14 protein-coding genes are annotated in these 17,566 nt (G+C 44.7%); 3 read left to right on the top strand and 11 right to left on the bottom strand.

Annotated elements, in window-relative coordinates; all coding sequences use genetic code 11:
- Positions 1-3: 3 nt before the first annotated feature.
- The 4 genes from DESDE_RS03445 to DESDE_RS03430 all read right to left on the bottom strand — a co-directional run bounded on the left by DESDE_RS03445 (position 4) and on the right by DESDE_RS03430 (position 4,747).
- Positions 4-1,251, bottom strand: coding sequence for a dicarboxylate/amino acid:cation symporter (locus DESDE_RS03445; protein ID WP_014792647.1), 1,248 nt, complete (start codon positions 1,249-1,251; stop codon positions 4-6).
- 230 nt (positions 1,252-1,481) lie between these two features.
- On the bottom strand, positions 1,482-2,954 hold the full coding sequence (locus DESDE_RS03440) for a DASS family sodium-coupled anion symporter (RefSeq protein ID WP_014792646.1): 1,473 nt from the start codon (positions 2,952-2,954) through the stop codon (positions 1,482-1,484).
- An 81-nt stretch (positions 2,955-3,035) separates the two neighbouring features.
- Entirely contained in the window at positions 3,036-3,356 is a 321-nt protein-coding gene (locus DESDE_RS03435) for a DUF4387 domain-containing protein (RefSeq protein WP_014792645.1), read from the bottom strand.
- Positions 3,357-3,382: 26 nt separating this feature from the next.
- Positions 3,383-4,747, bottom strand: a complete 1,365-nt coding sequence (locus DESDE_RS03430; protein WP_014792644.1) for an acyclic terpene utilization AtuA family protein — start codon at positions 4,745-4,747, stop codon at positions 3,383-3,385.
- A gap of 271 nt (positions 4,748-5,018) precedes the next feature.
- On the opposite strand from DESDE_RS03430, the gene DESDE_RS03425 reads away from it, so the two are divergent.
- Positions 5,019-5,789, top strand: coding sequence for a GntR family transcriptional regulator (locus tag DESDE_RS03425; protein ID WP_014792643.1), 771 nt, complete (start codon positions 5,019-5,021; stop codon positions 5,787-5,789).
- 254 nt (positions 5,790-6,043) lie between these two features.
- Here the strand turns inward: DESDE_RS03425 and DESDE_RS03420 are convergent, their stop codons facing one another.
- The 6 genes from DESDE_RS03420 to cdaA all read right to left on the bottom strand — a co-directional run bounded on the left by DESDE_RS03420 (position 6,044) and on the right by cdaA (position 14,814).
- The gene (locus tag DESDE_RS03420; RefSeq protein ID WP_014792641.1) at positions 6,044-6,748 is read right to left on the bottom strand and encodes a hypothetical protein; all 705 of its coding nucleotides are present in this window, start codon (positions 6,746-6,748) and stop codon (positions 6,044-6,046) included.
- 228 nt (positions 6,749-6,976) lie between these two features.
- On the bottom strand, positions 6,977-8,800 hold the full coding sequence (gene glmS / locus DESDE_RS03415) for a glutamine--fructose-6-phosphate transaminase (isomerizing) (protein ID WP_014792640.1): 1,824 nt from the start codon (positions 8,798-8,800) through the stop codon (positions 6,977-6,979).
- Between the two features lie 714 nt (positions 8,801-9,514).
- Positions 9,515-10,852, bottom strand: a complete 1,338-nt coding sequence (gene glmM / locus DESDE_RS03410) for a phosphoglucosamine mutase (protein WP_028305442.1) — start codon at positions 10,850-10,852, stop codon at positions 9,515-9,517.
- A 157-nt stretch (positions 10,853-11,009) separates the two neighbouring features.
- Positions 11,010-12,614: an NAD(P)/FAD-dependent oxidoreductase gene (locus DESDE_RS03405; protein ID WP_014792638.1), complete on the bottom strand. Its 1,605-nt coding sequence runs from the start codon at positions 12,612-12,614 to the stop codon at positions 11,010-11,012.
- Positions 12,615-12,709: 95 nt separating this feature from the next.
- Positions 12,710-13,996 carry a CdaR family protein gene (locus tag DESDE_RS03400; protein WP_014792637.1) on the bottom strand — a complete coding sequence of 429 codons (1,287 nt, stop codon included), beginning with the start codon at positions 13,994-13,996 and terminating at the stop codon, positions 12,710-12,712.
- 2 nt (positions 13,997-13,998) lie between these two features.
- Positions 13,999-14,814 (bottom strand): diadenylate cyclase CdaA, encoded by an 816-nt coding sequence (gene cdaA / locus DESDE_RS03395; protein WP_014792636.1) that lies wholly within the window; start codon positions 14,812-14,814, stop codon positions 13,999-14,001.
- Between the two features lie 193 nt (positions 14,815-15,007).
- Between cdaA and DESDE_RS03390 the strand changes: the two genes are divergently transcribed.
- On the top strand, positions 15,008-15,331 hold the full coding sequence (locus DESDE_RS03390) for a nucleotide pyrophosphohydrolase (protein WP_014792635.1): 324 nt from the start codon (positions 15,008-15,010) through the stop codon (positions 15,329-15,331).
- Positions 15,332-15,379: 48 nt separating this feature from the next.
- On the opposite strand, the gene DESDE_RS03385 is transcribed toward DESDE_RS03390, so the two are convergent.
- Entirely contained in the window at positions 15,380-16,528 is a 1,149-nt protein-coding gene (locus tag DESDE_RS03385; protein ID WP_014792634.1) for a DUF362 domain-containing protein, read from the bottom strand.
- A gap of 244 nt (positions 16,529-16,772) precedes the next feature.
- On the opposite strand from DESDE_RS03385, the gene DESDE_RS03380 reads away from it, so the two are divergent.
- Positions 16,773-17,558 (top strand): CAP domain-containing protein, encoded by a 786-nt coding sequence (locus DESDE_RS03380; RefSeq protein WP_014792633.1) that lies wholly within the window; start codon positions 16,773-16,775, stop codon positions 17,556-17,558.
- Positions 17,559-17,566: the final 8 nt, after the last annotated feature.

The following is a 17,566-nucleotide window of genomic DNA, read 5'->3' as shown; positions in this document are numbered from 1 at the left end:
GCTTTAGTCCAAAACAGCTTCCTTTCTCCCGTAAAACACTTCTTTGTCAAAGTCCTTTTCCCAGGCAGCAATAGCCACTGCACCCGATAAATCATCGGTTACATTCAATACTGCACGAAACATCTCTGCAATCCGATCCACTCCAGCCAATAACGCAATTCCCTCAATAGGAAGTCCAACCGCGTTGAGGACAATAGCCAAGGTCACCATCCCTCCTCCGGGCACTGCAGTACCACCAAGACCAATAAGCACAGCAAAGAAAACCAACATGATTTGCTCTGTTAGTCCAAACTCAATACCGAAAAATTGAGCGATCATAATACTGGCCACAGCGTGGAACATTGCGGTTCCATCCGAATTCATCGTCGCCCCCAATGGTAATGCGAACTGACTTATGGTTTTACCTACACCGAGGTTTCTCTGGGCTGTCTCAATGGATATGGGCAAACTGGCCGCTGATGAACATGTGGTAAACGCCACGATCATCGCATTCAGACTTCTTCGATAGAATTGGATCGGACTTACTCGAGCGATACCCCATACTACGATACCGCAAATAACAAATGTCTGTAAAATGAGAGCAATGATCAAAGTAACGAGATATTTTGCCAGAGGAATCAAAACCTCAATCCCCACAGTTCCTGTTACCCAGGTCATCAAAGCGAACACAGCGTAAGGGGCCATTTTCATAATGATGGTGATCATCTGAATTGCTGCGGAGTTGATGACGCTAAACGCTGATAAAATCCGAGTTCCCGCATCTCCCAACATGGATAAAGCCAGGCCAAAAAAAGCAGAAAATATCACCATTTGGAACATATCTTGGCGAGCCATAGCATCTACAGGATTTTTAGGTACCATTTTCAAAATAACCTCTGAAATCGAGGGAGCAGATATTTCACTTACCGGAGAAGAAAGAAGGTCGGTCGGGGGAGTAATACCTGTTCCTGGTTGAAATATATTACCGATCCCCACACCAATGACAATGGCGATAATTGTAGTTCCTACATAGAAAATCAACAGCTTATACCCTAAACGGCCAAGCTTTTTCATATCTCCACCCAACCCACCGATAGCGCACGACACTCCGGTGAAGATTAAAGGAATAATAGCCATTTGAATTAGTCTCAGAAAAATATCACCAATGATTTTTATAGAGCTAATCTTGTCCCCGAAAAACCAACCAAAAAATATGCCTAAAGTCATACCGATAAATATCTTCAGGGTAAGGGACATCCTTTTCTTCTCCATAAGATCATTCCTTTCGCTTGTAGATATCTGCGAAGTCTGGGTATATCCAATTAAAATAACTCAGACACATTTGCCCTTGCAGCAACTTTCATTCTTTTTAATTTTTTTAGATATATCACCGAGCCTCCTCTAAACATGATAATATTACAAAGTGAAAATGCTTCTCGATAATGACGATTATCGAGAAGCTGTCTTTCTATCTTTCAATTACATTGGAGTTAATATTTATATTACATCCAACCATACAACCATATCCAATATGGAATACTAACCACCATCAAGGCAAAATAAGTATAGGCCCAAAAACTTTCGGCTTTCCAGAACTTTTTGTGGTCAGGGAAATAGCCACTGAGAAGGAAACCGACCCCATGACCGGCACCATAAGGCGTCAAGGCTCCGAAGCCTTCTTTAGTGTGAATTAATAACATTCCGAACAGTTGTACGGGGAAACCAGGAATCGAAGAGACTACGGCCAACCATAGAGGCATTAAAGTGGTAACGTGGGCAGTGATACTTACATAGAGGTAGTGGAGTAAGAAGTCGATTAAAGCCAGTAAAATCATGATCACAACCGGCGATAAAGCTAATCCAACTAGATAAGTCGCTGAAGCTTGAGAAACCCATTCCAAGAATCCCACATCTTTTAATCCGTTAGCTAAAGTAATCAATGTACCCAGCACCATGACAATATTCCAGGCTGACTTTTCTTCAATGACTTGCTCCCAAGTAATAACCTTGGTTAAGAGCATTGCCGAAACTGCCATAATGGCTACCATAGCCGGAGGGAATATGTCGTCCATGCTGATCCACGCGACAAGTGCGAACAAGAAGATTATGAGTGTAGTGATTTCTTTTTTCGAGAATTTCCCCATTTCTTTTAACTGTTCTGCAGCCCAGTTTGGAGCTTCAGGGAACTTCTTGATTTCAGGCGGGAAGAATTTATAAGCAATCAACGGAGTCGTAACTAATAGAATTAAGGCCTGGGGAATGAAGCCCACAAGATAACCCATCCAGGAAATCGGAGTAAACCCGGTGGCTGCAGCAATATATTCAATCCCAAGAACCGTCATGGCTGCGGCAGTCAGGAAGGTGGAGCTGGAGATGAAGGTGGCAGTAAAGGATGTAAAGAGAAGGAACGAACCGATCTTTCCCGCTGATTCACCAGGGTGAGAGCCCAAGGCTTCTGCTGTGGCTCTGGTGATTGGGTACATGGTGCCGAAGCTGCGGGCTGTGTTCGATGGCATAAATGGACCAAGGCAGAAGTCGGCAAGGGTGACTGCATAACCTAAGCCCAATGAGGTTTTACCTAAAATTTTGATGAAGAAAAGTGCAATCCGACGTCCGATACCGGTGTCCTTCAGCGCTACAGCAAAGATCATGGCCGCAAAAACCAACCAGACTACACTGTTAGAAAAACCGGATATAGCCCAACTTAACGTGTCTTTACCACTTTTACCAAGAAGGTTAAAGATAGCTATAAAAGAGATTCCAATTAAGCCGATGGCTCCCATAGGGAGGGCTTCCAAGGCGACGCTTAAGATAATTGTCACAAAAGCAGCGAAATAATACCAGGCATTCGTTGGTAATCCCTCGGGATTGGGAATAATAAACGCGATGATTAGACCGATAACAATAGGGATAATAATTTGCAGCAGTTTTGACGTTTTTCTTTCCGGTTTTGGGTCCATTTCCTTTTCTTCCATAATTTCACCTCATTTTATTTTTATTCCCCTGGCTCCCTCCCTTTGGAGGGGGCCAGGATAAGGAATACCTTGAGTGAACCGTTAAACTGGAATTTCGATATCCAGTAAAGGAGGATATTGCTGGCTCCCGAACACATCGCTGTCTCCGGCACTTCCACTGGGTTTTTTTCTATTGATGGTGAATTTAATAGCAAAAGCAGGATCAAATTCCACGAAATCAGCGATATCACTGTCTGTAAGACCAAATAACTCTTTCACAGTTTCCCGTGTGAGAGCACCACTTTTTCTGACTAAGTCGTAGTTTTCTTTTTCTCTAAAAATGATGTCAAAGGTAATTCTGTCGGTACCTGCATTTTTGCTACGGATGGTCTTAGCCAACTCAGAAAGTTTTCTTGTTGCCATGTTTAAATCTCCCCTTCTAATTTTGATTATTTTACGTCGATCATAGTGACTTTGAAGAGCTCCATAGGGTCATCCACAGGTACAGTGTGATCCATGGTCCATGTATAAGCATCTGTTGCTTGTACGACTTCATCCAGGATAAAAGCTACAGAACCCGCTGTTCCCTTAACTTCTGGTAAGCGTGCGTAGAATAATTGACGGCAGCCCAGCATTGCTACTTCTTCAGCCATTTCCTTAGTAGGAGCAACACCTTGAACAATCACACAAAGTTCATGAGACTTGATTTCTTTGATAGGTTCCAGATCACCCATGACTCCGTTCTTACCATAGACATGATAATGGAGCTCATAACCGTTTTCTCCGAACCGTTCTACGACTTGACTCTTAGCCCATTCAATCATTTGATCCACATTTTGTACTGAATAGGGATCACGGATTCCGGCAATACCGATAAAGCGGGAGCCTACTCTTCCAGCTCCCTCCAGCTTAACCTTGACTTTGCCTTCAATAGGTGCAAATTTGGGATTGGTAATGCGGCAGGTTTTCTCATCATGCTGTTCGTAAACGCATTGACTCATATCCATCATGCCGCCGGCAACATACTCAAAGTAAGGATTGGTTCTTTCATACATAGCATGACCGGCAACGGATGCCACAGTGCACATTTGATCCGGATGCATTGCTTTAACTTTTACATCTTCGTGACTGATAATACCCATTACTGATTCCTTACCGCCGTAAGGTTCTGCACAGAAAGATGCGCATTCAAGGACTTTGCCTAAATAATAGGACAGGTTCTCCGGGTATCCTTGTTGAATGGCTGGAGCTGCAAAAATAGCGCAATCACTGGAGCGTCCACCAATAATAACGTCTGCTCCCATGTCAAGCAGTTTAATATAAGGATGGACTCCAGCTACCGCAACGATGCGATCGGTCTTCTCAATCTCTTCCTTTGTCAAATTGCCACGTCCGTCTAAACCCTCCAAAGTTTCACCGTTTTCGAGCTTAGTCATGAGGTACTCTTTATCAACTTCTGAATAGAAATACCCCAGTTTGAATTTGGGTATATTATGTTTTTTAGCAAGGTCCTTGATAATTTGAACATAGGCATCCACTTGTTTATTCGTGCCGGTATCTCCGGCAGAACCAATCAACATCGGTACACCCAATCTGCGTGCTTCCACCAGCATCAGTTCAAGGTCATGGATCTGAGTGGATTTTAAACTTGTGCAAATATCGGCGCCTAAAGGACCAGGCCCGATATCGTCACTACCCGAATCGCATAAGATATAGTCGGGATTTTCACTAACTCCAATGTAGAAACTCTTCTCTTTTGTCGGGCCAAAACCAAGATGACCGTTAGGACTAAGGAATTTCAGTTCTTTTTTCATGCTAGATCCCCCTATAGTTTTTTCCGGATAATTACAGTAATCATCGGCTGAATAATTATATCCACTTCCTCTAATGATATTACTGGTTATATCCAGTTATAATATGACATTCTACATTCTTCCTTCTATTCCTTCTTTAAAAATAATAAAGTTTAAAAATTTTTCAAAGTTTTTTTAATGGTTATGTCCAGTTATGCAAATTCTCTAATTGGTCTTGTAAATAATTTAGAATTATGCTAAAGTCAGACCTATAAAATAGGACGGTGGTAATATGTCAAGCGCTTTTAATGATAATCAAATTCCATTGTATATTCAGTTGAAGAACTTGATTACACAAAAAATTAAAGATGGTGAATTTCTCCCGGGTGAAAAGCTACGCTCTGAGCGGGAATTATGTGAGTTATATGATGTCAGTCGCATTACGGTCCGACAAGCCATGAATGAACTGGAAAAAGAGGGGCTGATTTTTAAGACCCACGGAAAAGGTACCTTTGTGGCAGAGCCCAAAGTAGAACAAGAGCTTTTTACAATCACTCCTTTCCAGAATTCCCTTCTTATGAAAGGACTTAAGCCCAACACCAAAATCATGGAATATCTTGTCCTGCCCAATTCTTACGAAATTAGTCTCATTCTCAATGTTCCCCTAGTCGAGCATATCTTTCAGTTGAAGTTACTTGGATTAAACGAAGATAATCCTATGGCTTTTTATAATTCTTATTTTTCCATTGAGTTGGGCCAGAAAATGCTGGAGCTTGCTGTGTCAGCTTCTTCTCGTCACGAATCCTTTACTACCCTGGATCTATATAAAAACATCCCTGAAATCAACCTGAGAACCATAAGTCAAACTATTGAGGCTTCAATAGCTGATAGTTATATTGCAAGCATCCTGGAAGTTAAGAAAGGGAGCCCGATCTTTATCGTTCAATCCGTAATCTATTCTGACCAAAATCAACCTCTGGAAAAAAAGACTGCCATTTACCGCGGAGACAAATACAAATTCTCTGTCATCCGAAACCCTAATAACAATGAAGTTTCACCTTAAGAAATTTTATAAAAGCTGCCCTTATTACCTCCCCAAAAGACCATTCAAAAAGGCAAGATTTAAAGAAATGGCATGCAAACCAATAAAGGAAATTTTAGAATGTATGAAAATAAAGAAGAAGCCGAAATATGGCTTCTAGAACAGAAAGACATCTTAAAACCCGTGGCATTAACCGGATATTGCCGATTACTACCACGGGTTTCATTTTTAGATTATATCTTCATCATTTAGGACGCTGCAGTCTTAATTTTTTACTAATTGGACTGGAAATAAAGATCCCGATCGTTAGAGGGAGCATAATAATACCCTTCTTTTTTTCCAACTTGGACGCCATCCAATTTATCCCGGAGATTTCCACATTGGATGCCTACTATATCTTTGAGTTCATCTATCCAAGATGGAGAAATGGGATTCATTAGGACTAGATTGACGCAAGCAAAGATTGGTTTGACCTGATTTGTCAGTTTCTTTAGACTACCTAAAACTGCCCAAATTTCAATGGAGTTCTCTTCCTGGCTGCTTGCAATAAAGTGTAGTCTGTTTACTTGCTCTATAAATTCAGGAAGCACCCATATTTTCGTGGATATATCAATGAAAATACGTACTTTTTGCTCGATTTTCTTTTCATTTCGAATCGCCCAAGTAGCTAAACACTCCAAAAAAGTAATAATTCTTGGAGCATAATCACAAGCACAATGGTAAATACCAGGCTTGCTAGGATTAGTAGCCCAAGAAATATCTGAATCATACGGATCTATAGTTATAACGGGGTTCTGGTGTGAATCGTGCCACATCCTTTTTTCCGAATCTGTAAGAACAATGTTGATTGTATTCTCTTTGACATATTCTCTGTCCTGAAGGATAGACCATATTAATTTCGTCTTCCCAGATCCAGCCTCACCCAGAATCAGATGACTACCGGAGAAAAATTTTTCAAAAGGTTTTACATTCTGCTCCATTGGCATTACTTCCTTTCAAAATAATATTGTGCAAATCCTATTTAGAGAATATTTTAATTGCTTTTGATATTATAGTTCTACATCTTCTTCAATTAACCTCTACATTTTTAGAAAAATACAAATCGATAAGGAATAAAAAAACCGTGGTCTTGACCGGTTCGCAGCCGACCAATACCACGGGTTTTATTATTCTTTTTTACTTCTGCAAACTATCTTGGGCTTAAGAAGTTACTCGACAGTAACGCTTTTTGCCAAATTTCTTGGTTTATCCACATCGCAGCCTCTGGCTACGGAAACATAGTAAGACAAGAGTTGCATCGGAATCACGGTAAGAATCGGAGCCAGTTCGGCGATGGTCTCGGGCAAATAGATTACATGGTCCACTGATTTGACCAGGTCCTTATTACCTTTGAAGGTGATGCCAATGACTCGGGCATCACGGGCTCTGACCTCGATAATATTGGATAGAGTCTTTTCATAGACATCCATCTGAGTGGCCAGGGCAATGACAGGAGTCTTGTCGGTGATTAAGGCTAGGGTGCCGTGCTTGAGTTCCCCGGCTGCATAGGCTTCCGCATGAATATAAGAGATTTCTTTGAGCTTTAGAGCACCTTCCATAGCCACGTTCCAATCCAGGCTACGACCGATGAAGAAAGTGTCTTCTACATCAACAAAGGACTGAGCAAAGTCTTTAATATGCTCGGCCTCATCGAGAATTTCCTGAACTTGAGCGGGAATTTTGCGTAGGGCAGCAATGACTTCCTGGATTTTTTCGGCAGACAGGGTGCCGCGAATCTGAGCCAGATATAGCCCTAGAAGGACCATTCCTTCCAATTGGGTGGTATAGGCCTTAGTGGAGGCTACGGCGATTTCCGGGCCGGCCCAGGTGTAAATTACATCATGGGCTTCACGGGCTACAGAGCTTCCTACCACATTAGTGACGGCGACTACGCGGGCACCGTTTCTTTTGGCCTCCCGGAGGGCTGCTAAGGTATCAGCGGTTTCACCGGATTGGCTGATGACCACGACTAACGTGTGCTCATCTACTAAGGGAGAACGATAGCGGAATTCTGAAGCGATATCCACTTCTACCGCGAGACGAACCCAGCGTTCAATGAGAGTTTTCCCCACTAAGCCCGCATGCCAAGCTGTGCCACAGGCCACGATAAAGACTTTTCGAAAGTTCTTCAGTTGTTCTGCAGTTAGGTTCACTTCACTAAGAACGGCCCTGTTTTCCTCCAAGCGGCCGATTAAGGTATCCCGAAGAGCACGAGGCTGTTCGTAGATTTCTTTAAGCATAAAATGATCATAACCAGCTTTTTCAGCTGCTACGGCATCCCACTTCACTTCATAAAGCTGCTTTTCCTTTTCTTTCCCTTCAAAATCCGTAATTTTTACCCCATCTTTAGTGAGAACAACCATCTCACCATCTTCGATGATATAGGTTTTGCGAGTGTAGTTAAGGATAGCAGGAATATCACTGGCTACCAAGAATTCCTCTTCTCCTAATCCTACAACCATGGGACTGTCTTTGCGGGCAGCCACAAGAATATCCGAATCTTGACGGCTCATCACCAGAATAGCGAAGGAGCCTTTGAGTTTATTAATCACTTCGCGTACCGTTGCGACTAAGTCGCCCTTATAGAAATACTCCACTAAGTGGGGCAATACTTCGGTGTCTGTCTCCGACACAAAGGCATGACCTTGTTCGATTAGCCACTCCTTCAGCTCGATATAGTTCTCAATGATCCCGTTATGGACTACGGCGAATTTCGCTTCAGTATCCAAATGAGGATGAGCATTGAGATCGGAGGGACGGCCATGGGTTGCCCAACGGGTATGCCCGATGCCGATGCAGGTCTGAGAAAAATCCTCTCCCAGCTTGTCTTCTAAAACAGCTAATTTGCCTACTGTCTTGCAGGCCTTAATGGCGTCCTGCTCAAGGACTGCCACCCCGGATGAATCATATCCGCGGTATTCTAACTTCTTTAGTCCATCCAATAGAACAGGAATAGCCGGGCGTTTACCAATATATCCAACGATACCACACATAGTTTTTTTCTCCTCTCAACTCTGCTTCACATGCATAGACACACAAGGAAGCCTCTAAAGGTAATACATAAAGAAAACCCGGCTTCGCCGTGCCTTTGACCCATATCCCCAGTGAGGCGAAGCCGTTGGTTGCCCTTATGCTTAGAAAGTATATAACGCAAGTTTATACTTTCTGATAGTGAAATAAAAAACCGCTCTCCGAGCGGTTCAAGGTTTTCTGGCAGCATGAATAAAGAGGTAATCCAAAAAAGGGCAGACTACTCCTATTCCTTGAAGTTTACCTATTGTCCCGCAAATTACTTCACGGTTTTGTGATAAGCTTACGGTGTCAAGACACCGAGAGGGCATCCGCCGAGTCTTTCGATAACCCTCCTCCTCGTCAACCATGATCGAGATTCGATGTTAGAACCTCGTGCCTCGTACTTCGTACTTCGTACCTCGATTCTGGTCCAGGCGCTATATGAACTTGCCAGATCTTAACCACACAGATGTCTTGTTACACTCATTCACTTTGCTCTTTCTTCCTTCTTACACATCCCCCCTATCAAGAATGTTCATGTACACTCCAGAGCTGTCCTTTGATCTTTACAAAGCATCATTTATCATGACACTCCACGATTAAAGAATAGTTTGAGGCACATGAACATTATACGTCTTCCTTGAAAAATATCTACAGTAAATATTTTCTTTTGACTAAATTCAGCCAAAAATTTCTTAAAGCTCTTCCCGTTTAATAATATCCACCACGGATTGGGCTAGGCCCATGAGCTGCTCATGATCCTGGCCTTCTACCATGACACGAACTAAGGACTCAGTTCCGGATGGGCGTACGAGAACCCGCCCCCGATCTCCCAGAAAGCGTTTGACTTCCTCCACCTTTTGGAAGACATAAGGGTTTTCCATGGCTTTCTTCTTATCCTTAACTTGAACATTAATCAGTACCTGAGGTAGACGCTGCATTTGGGCGGCGAGCTTTGAGATTGGTTTTCCTTGCTCCTTAAGCACTGCTAGAAGCTGCAAAGCCGTAAGCAGGCCATCGCCGGTGGTGTTATGATCCAGGAAAATAATATGCCCGGACTGTTCACCCCCTAGCTTCGCTCCTGTTTTGAGGAGCTCTTCCATAACATAACGATCCCCTACCTGGGTCTCATAAACTTTAACTCCAGCTTCCTTTAAAGCGATATGCAAGCCTAGATTACTCATGACAGTGACTACGATGGAATTCTCTGCCAGCTGTCCTTTGGCTTTTAGCGCCAAGGCACAAATAACCATAATAAAGTCCCCATCAACGACTTTTCCTTCTTCATCTACGGCTATTAAGCGATCCGCATCGCCATCATTGGCTAAGCCCAGGTCGGCCTTGTGCTCGACTACGGCTTGTTGAAGTACCTCCGTATGGGTGGAGCCGCAACCTGCATTGATATTAACCCCATCAGGGGTAACAGATAGAGGGATTACCTCCACTCCCAGTTCCTGAAGAACTTGGGGACCTACCCGGAATGCAGCACCATTGGAACCATCATAAACCACCTTAATTCCTGCAAGGGAGCCTACGGTCCTTTTCAGGAAATCCATATACCGACGCTCGGCATCCTGGACCTCTATCACTCGCCCTACTTCACCACCAATGGGGGTGGCCCAGGGCTTTTCATGACTACGGACAAGGTCTTCGATCTCTTCCTCCACCGCATCAGGGAGCTTGTAACCTGTACAGAAAAAAAACTTTATTCCATTATCTTGAACCGGGTTATGAGATGCTGAGATGACGACTCCGGCACTGGCTTCTAAAGTTCGTGTTAAGTAAGCAATCCCTGGAGTGGGTAAAACCCCTACCCTCAACACATCAGCTCCAACCGAGCATATCCCGGCAATTAAGGCTGCTTCCAACATATCTCCGGAAATCCGGGTATCTTTGCCGATTACAATACGAGGATGGGGGTGTTCCTTACTCAATACATAGGCACCGGCCTGACCCAAACGAAACGCTAAGTCGGGCGTTAGCTCCTTATTAGCCACACCTCGTACCCCATCCGTTCCAAACAATTTACCCAAGTAAACTACCCCTTCCATAACGCTACTACCTTATGGGCATACTGGATTTCTAAGGCAAAGCATTGCCATCAATATCATCTTATTCCTTAGTAATAGACTCTAAAACATAAATATATCTGATTCTCTTTTGTAATATTTCACAAATAGGAGGTTCATCCTAATCTGCAGGGTTATACTGAGCCATGATTCGTTCGGCGCTGCGGATTCCATCTACGGCGGCGCTCATGATTCCACCGGCGTAACCTGCCCCTTCACCGGCGGGAAAAAGCCCTTGGATATGCAAAGATTCTCCTGTTTTATCCCGAGTGATACGCACCGGAGCACTGGTTCGAGTTTCGATTCCCGTCAAGGTCCCCTTTTCGCCGGCAAAGCCCTGAATCTTCTGGTCAAAGGAAAGTAGGGCTCTGTCCAACACATCACCCACGGCTTGCGGTAAAACAGCGTGGAGTTCAACAGGATGAATGCCCGGAGTATAGCTGGAAGGCAAAAGAAATTCTCCTGAGACCCGCTTTGCTAAGAAGTCTCGGACACTTTGCGCCGGAGCTTTATAATCACGACCACCGGCTAAAAAAGCCTGGTGCTCCCAATACTCTTGAAATTCAACCCCCGCTAAGGGATGCTCCCCTTGAAAGTCCCCTTTTCCTACAGTCACTACCAGGGCGCTGTTGGCTACTCCTGTATCCCGTCGATATTCACTCATGCCATTGGTCACCAACCGTTCCACATCTGAAGCAGCGGCCACCACTTTTCCACCGGGACACATGCAAAAAGCATAGGCCCCTCGACCGGTCGTTGTGTCCTGATACGTCAGCTGATAATCGGCAGGGCCCAGTTTTGGATGGAGTTCCATTCCATATTGGCTGGTGTTAATGAGCTCCTGAGGGTGCTCGACCCGAAGCCCAATGGCGAAAGCCTTCTGTTCCAGATGGACCCCTTGTTCCAGCAGCAGCCGATAGGTATCCCGAGCACTGTGCCCGATAGCCAGGATCATCGCCTCTGCCGGGATCACCTCCGAGTGATTCACCTCAACACCGGTAAGCTTCCCGTTTTGATGACGTAGACCTGTGAGTTTAGCGCGAAAACGCACTTCTCCCCCCATGGACTGGATTTTTTGCCGAAGTCTTTGAGTCACGATTTTCAAGATATCTGTTCCGATATGAGCCTTAGCCAGAAAAAGTATTTCCGCAGGAGCCCCTTGCTCTACAAAGGTCTCCAATACTTCTGTAATACGAGGATCCGCTATGCGGGTGGTTAGTTTTCCATCAGAGAAGGTTCCTGCTCCTCCTTCTCCAAACTGAACATTGCTTTCAATATCCAGCTGACCTTTTTTCCAAAAGTTCTCCACCTTCAAGGTCCGAGTCTCCACATCATCCCCCCGCTCCAGGACCAGTGGCGCATAGCCAGCTCTGGCTAAAGCCAGAGCAGCGAAATATCCTGCGGGTCCAGCCCCAACCACGATGGGACGATGACTTAAGTTTTTCTCAGGCTTTATAAAAGGCTTCGGCATAACCTGGGGTTCAGGTTTGAGACCGGCTACCCGATGCAAGACACGGTCCACTTCTTTATACGGAATCTCCAAGGAAAATCCGAGGGTATAAGAGAAAAATAATTGGGGCTTTTTTCGAGCATCTACTGAGCGGCGCAAAATTCGCAAGTTGGAGATGCTCTGCTGGGGAACTTTAAGCTTACGGGCCATCATCAGAGGAAGTTGTCGTTCATCCTCTTCTACCGGCACCCGTAAATTTGTCCATATGAGGTTCAATGAGTATACCTCCACTTACTTAGTGGTACATCTCTTCTTTATACATTACTGAGTAAACCACTGTCCAAATGCTCTTTGGACGAAGCAATGTTATCCTACACTACCGGCTTGTTTCCAGGGCTACTTGGATTACCCGGATTTTCCGGCTCTTCAGGAGGATCGTCTTTGGCCTTCAGAGTATAGGTAATATCTGGGACAGAAATCATCTCAACACCGGCAGGCAAATGCCAATAAACCTTAGCGGTATGCTCTCCCGCAGTCTTGCCAACCGCATCGATCCAGAGAGAAATCTGCTCTTTAGTTAAGCTATTGAGAATTTCCGGGTAAGCTCTGACCGTCACACTGATCGCAGGAAGCGGTTTCTCAAGAACTAAATCCCCAGGAAGATTCTTAAGTTCAATGGAAAGATCGTAGAGGGTTTTGTCCTGAATAGTACTGCCCATTTCCACAATGACTGAGAAAGTTGTCCTAGATCCATAGCTTAAACCTTCAGGCAAGCTCACTTTATCCGAAGATATCTCATAGGTTCTTGTCTCAGATAGTCCATTGATATCCACAGAACCAATAGTCAATGCATTAAACTGTGCAAGAGCTTCAGTCTCACCATAGACCTGAACTCCATTGGGAACCACCTGAATGGAGCGTACTTCTCTTCCTTCGGCGGGAGTCCCTGTGGTGGTTGCGTTAAGAGGAACTCTTTTGCTTTCCAACTCTTTTGCCACAATGGGGACAATGATATCCACACTGGTGGGGCTTGAGGTGATAGTCTCTACACTGGGATCGGGGCCAAAGATGGCCAATCCGTTTTTGTCACGGAACAAGAGGGGCCGGGAAACTTGCAAGGTTTCATTGGCTCCGGCCACACTGACCTCCACCAAAACCTTATCCACTTCACCTAATAGGCTGCTGGGTCCCCTGACATTGACCTCACTGGGCTTAACGATAGTCTCCCCGGGCTTTTTGCCATTAGCAGGTGTTCCGGAAACCTCCACGGTTACAGGAAGCATTCTTTCTTCTACCGTATCCAATTGCAGGGTAACCACCCGAGGAGAAATCTCGACGATCTTAATATTAGGAATGGGATCAACCTTCACTTCATAGTCATGCTCTCCGGGTTCGCTGCCGCTGAGATCCACATAAGCAAAAAGCTCATTGACATTGATGCTTGGGTTATACCCCTCCGTCTTGACTCTCACCGAGGGCAGTTTGGTCATAATCATAGAGTTGGCGGGTGTATTCTTAGTGATCAAGGAGAGGGTCAAAGTCGGATCCCGATCTAAGGTCTGGCTGTTTCCTTGGCTTGTCACCCAAAGCCAAAAAAGAATAGCCAAGACTAAACTAATGGTTTTATATCCTAAGTTCCGTTGTATCATTTCTTTCATTCTTATGACCTCCAAAAGGGCACATAACTCTTGGTCGTGGTATCCACTTGAAGCTCGCGACACAATAATTCCTTCAGGCTTTTTTCATCAAGGAAACGAGTCAATACTCCATCAGTTGCTACTGATATAGCTCCTGTCTCTTCTGAGACAATGATAACCACCGAATCGGAGACTTCTGTAAGGCCTATGGCCGCTCGATGGCGTGTTCCCAGTTCCTTTTGAATGGCATTGCTTTCAGAAAGGGGCAAGAAGCACCCTGCCGCTGCGACACGATCATTGCGAATGATAACTGCCCCATCGTGAAGAGGAGTATTGGGAATGAACACATTAAGCAAGAATTCAGAGGAAACCACACCATCGATTTTGATGCCTGTCTCTACATAGTTTTGAAGGCCTGTGGTCCTCTCCATTGCGATTAATGCCCCAATCCGGTTCTTAGAAAGAACTTGGGTACATCGTACCAGTTCATCAATAACTTGAATCATAGCATCATTGCCTACTGCTTGAGGATGACGCACGAAGAACTTACCACGACCGATTTGCTCCAAGGCCCGACGCAACTCCGGTTGAAAGACAACAGGCAACGCGATAAAGAACATGGACCAGAGTCGATCCAACAGCCAATTGATGGTGGATAATTTTAAAAACTGAGCAATATTGGATAGAATAAGCAGCACAAGGATTCCTTTAAGAAGCTGAACAGCACGAGTTCCCTTGATCAGCATCAGGAGCTGATAAAGGACAATGGCCACGACCGCAATATCCAGTATTGTCCGCCAATCAAAAGATGATTGTAGTTGTGAAAGCAACTGACTCACGGTCTACCTCCTCTGCTTTTCTCTTTCTCCATACAATTCTGCATAGAGGGGCTGAATCCCTTGCTCGTCTCAGGAATTTATTTTACACTTTAATAGGAATAAATTAAAGGATACTTCATCTTAATAATTTATTAATTTTTTTAACTTGAGAACACAATGCTTAATTTCGTAGAACTCTAGGAGGTTTTAAATCATGGAAATTAAAGATTGGCAAAAGCAAGTAGACGACTGGATTACTCAATTCGAGGAAGGGTATTGGCAGCCCTCATCCATGATGCTCCGCCTGACCGAAGAAGTAGGTGAGCTGGCCCGGGAAGTCAACCATCGTTATGGCGAAAAACCGAAAAAGCCCAATGAGCCTGAAGGGGATCTGGCCTTGGAAATGGCCGATATCCTCTTTATTATCATTTCTATGGCCAATTCTCTCAACATCGATTTGGAAGAGGCCTTTGCCCGGATGATGGAAAAATACCGTATTCGTGACAGCAACCGCTGGACACGAAAAGAACAAGAGTAGTGTTCCCCAATGGACAGACAAGTATTTTCCAGGTATTGATTTTCTAAGTTATTTAAATATCCTTTGGGCTAATCCCGGCTTACGAATCTCTACCGCTTGGTGGGGACAAAGTTCTTGACAACAAAAACAGCGAATACAGGCCTCGAGATCGATCTCGGGTCTTTTTTTATCGTTTAATTTCAATGCCTGAGGTGGACAATTCTTCACACAATCTGCACAGCCCACACATTGGTCATGGTGAAACAAAGGCTTAGGGCGAACCTGATTCAGGATAAATTTTCTTGCTTCCGATGGCAAGGGCACTCGGTCAATGAAGTTTATAGACATGGATTTAGGAACGGCAAAACTCTGGATGCGCCATAGAGATCGAGGATCCCCTGTGAGAGCTACTTCCTCAATGCGACTGGCAAAACCCCGCTCTCTGGCAGCCATGATGGTGGGAACTCTTTCTGGCTTTAGGCCGATTAAATGGGTGGCCGCTACATCTAGGGCGAAGGGATTCTCACTCATGAGAAGTGCACCCACTGCCCGTGGTTGACCTGCCGAGGGACCATCCCCCTCCATCCCCACTATTCCATCCATAATACTGAGAGCGGGTTTAACCCAGGTGGCTATGTCCACGAGAAGATCCGCAAACTGTGTGACCTCCGGCATTTTAAAATGATATTCCGCTTTAAGCAGTCCCGGAATTATACCGAAAAGGTTTTTTACAGCTCCCGTAAAAGTCATCATGGCATGGGTTTTTAATTTTGATAAGGAAATCACCACATCGGCATCGCAGACACTTTTGGTGACTGTTAAGCTTTTAACCAGCTTTCCATCAGAATGGGCAACCACTTCCTGGCCTACATCAAAGTTGAGTTCTGCTCCCGTTCGTTCCACTACTTCCTTAAGTCCACAGCGAGCGTATATGCCTTGGAGAGCACCCACCGTATAGGGCCCCCCAGGACTGTCCCCGATGATGGGAATTCCTCCCGCTTCTTGAACCAAACGAACAACAGCCTCCACCACACTGGGATGGGTGGTGACAGCTTCTTCGGGACGTTTTTTCATAAGTAAATTTACTTTAAGGAAGACCTTTTGACCCGGTTTCACAAAAGTCTCCATGCCCCCCAATTCTTGTAATCCGCTTCTTAAGAACTCTTCTACACCAGAAGTGTATTCCGGACAGTATTTTAAGACGACTTTGGAGCCCACTAGCTCACGACCTCTCACTGAGTGTTATTATTTCAAATCTCTAAATCAAGCCCCTTCAAATAGACGAAAATAAATCGTATTAAAGGTATGTCGGACAACAATTATTATACCTTTTTTGAGCAGTTATGGGAAATTTCCAGCGATATCCGTATCTATCCAAGAATAACCTAACTCCAAGCTCTATAAAAGTTGGTAAGATGTTCCAAAATATTTCTAAGGTCGTAAAACCATTTGGAGGTATGTTATGAAAAAGGCGAAAAAGCTAGCCATCGGCGTATCCTTAGTCGTTTTGTTGGCAGTGGCTGGGGCTCCTGTTCAAGCTGCGCTTAAGGTGAGCAATTCTTATTCTTCAAGCGGTTCCAATGGTTCCATCATCTCACTGCGTTCCTGCATGCCTTGGACGAACAACACCAGACCCACGACACCGAGTACACCTTCGGCTCCTTCTTATAATGATTCTAACGGCTCTACTCAAAACGGATCTACACCTGTGAATACGAATCCCATGAATACTCCGAAAGCTGAAAAGCCTTCTAACCCAACCCCTCCACCGACTCAGCCAGCACAAACCAAACCGGCTCCAACTCAGCCTGCACCGACCAAACCAGCCACTCAGCCAACCACTCCTCCCACTAGTGCTACCACCACAGTCAGCACCCAAGAACAACTTATGATTAACGGGATCAATAAAGAGAGAGCAGACGCTGGTCTCGCTCCTATGAAGGTGGATCTTCTCTTAGTGGATGTAGCCCGGTTAAAGGCCCAGGATATGAAAACCAACGGCTATTTCAGCCACACTTCTCCCACCTACGGTTCTCCCTTTGACATGCTAAGAAATGCAGGCATTCAATACCGCTCTGCCGGTGAGAATATTGCCCGCAATATGTCAGTAGATGCTGCTATGGCTGCTTTCATGAGCAGTGACGGCCATCGCAAAAACATCTTGAATCCTGCTTATACTCATGTAGGAGTGGGTGTTGTCAGCAGCAGCTCCGGTAATTACTACGTGCAAATCTTCGCTCAGCTGTAAAGAGTGAC

Origin of the sequence: Desulfitobacterium dehalogenans ATCC 51507 (assembly GCF_000243155.2) — a bacterium.
GTDB lineage: Bacteria > Bacillota > Desulfitobacteriia > Desulfitobacteriales > Desulfitobacteriaceae > Desulfitobacterium > Desulfitobacterium dehalogenans.
The sequence above is the reverse complement of the archived record's forward strand: the minus strand, read 5'-3'. Positions and strand labels throughout refer to the sequence as shown.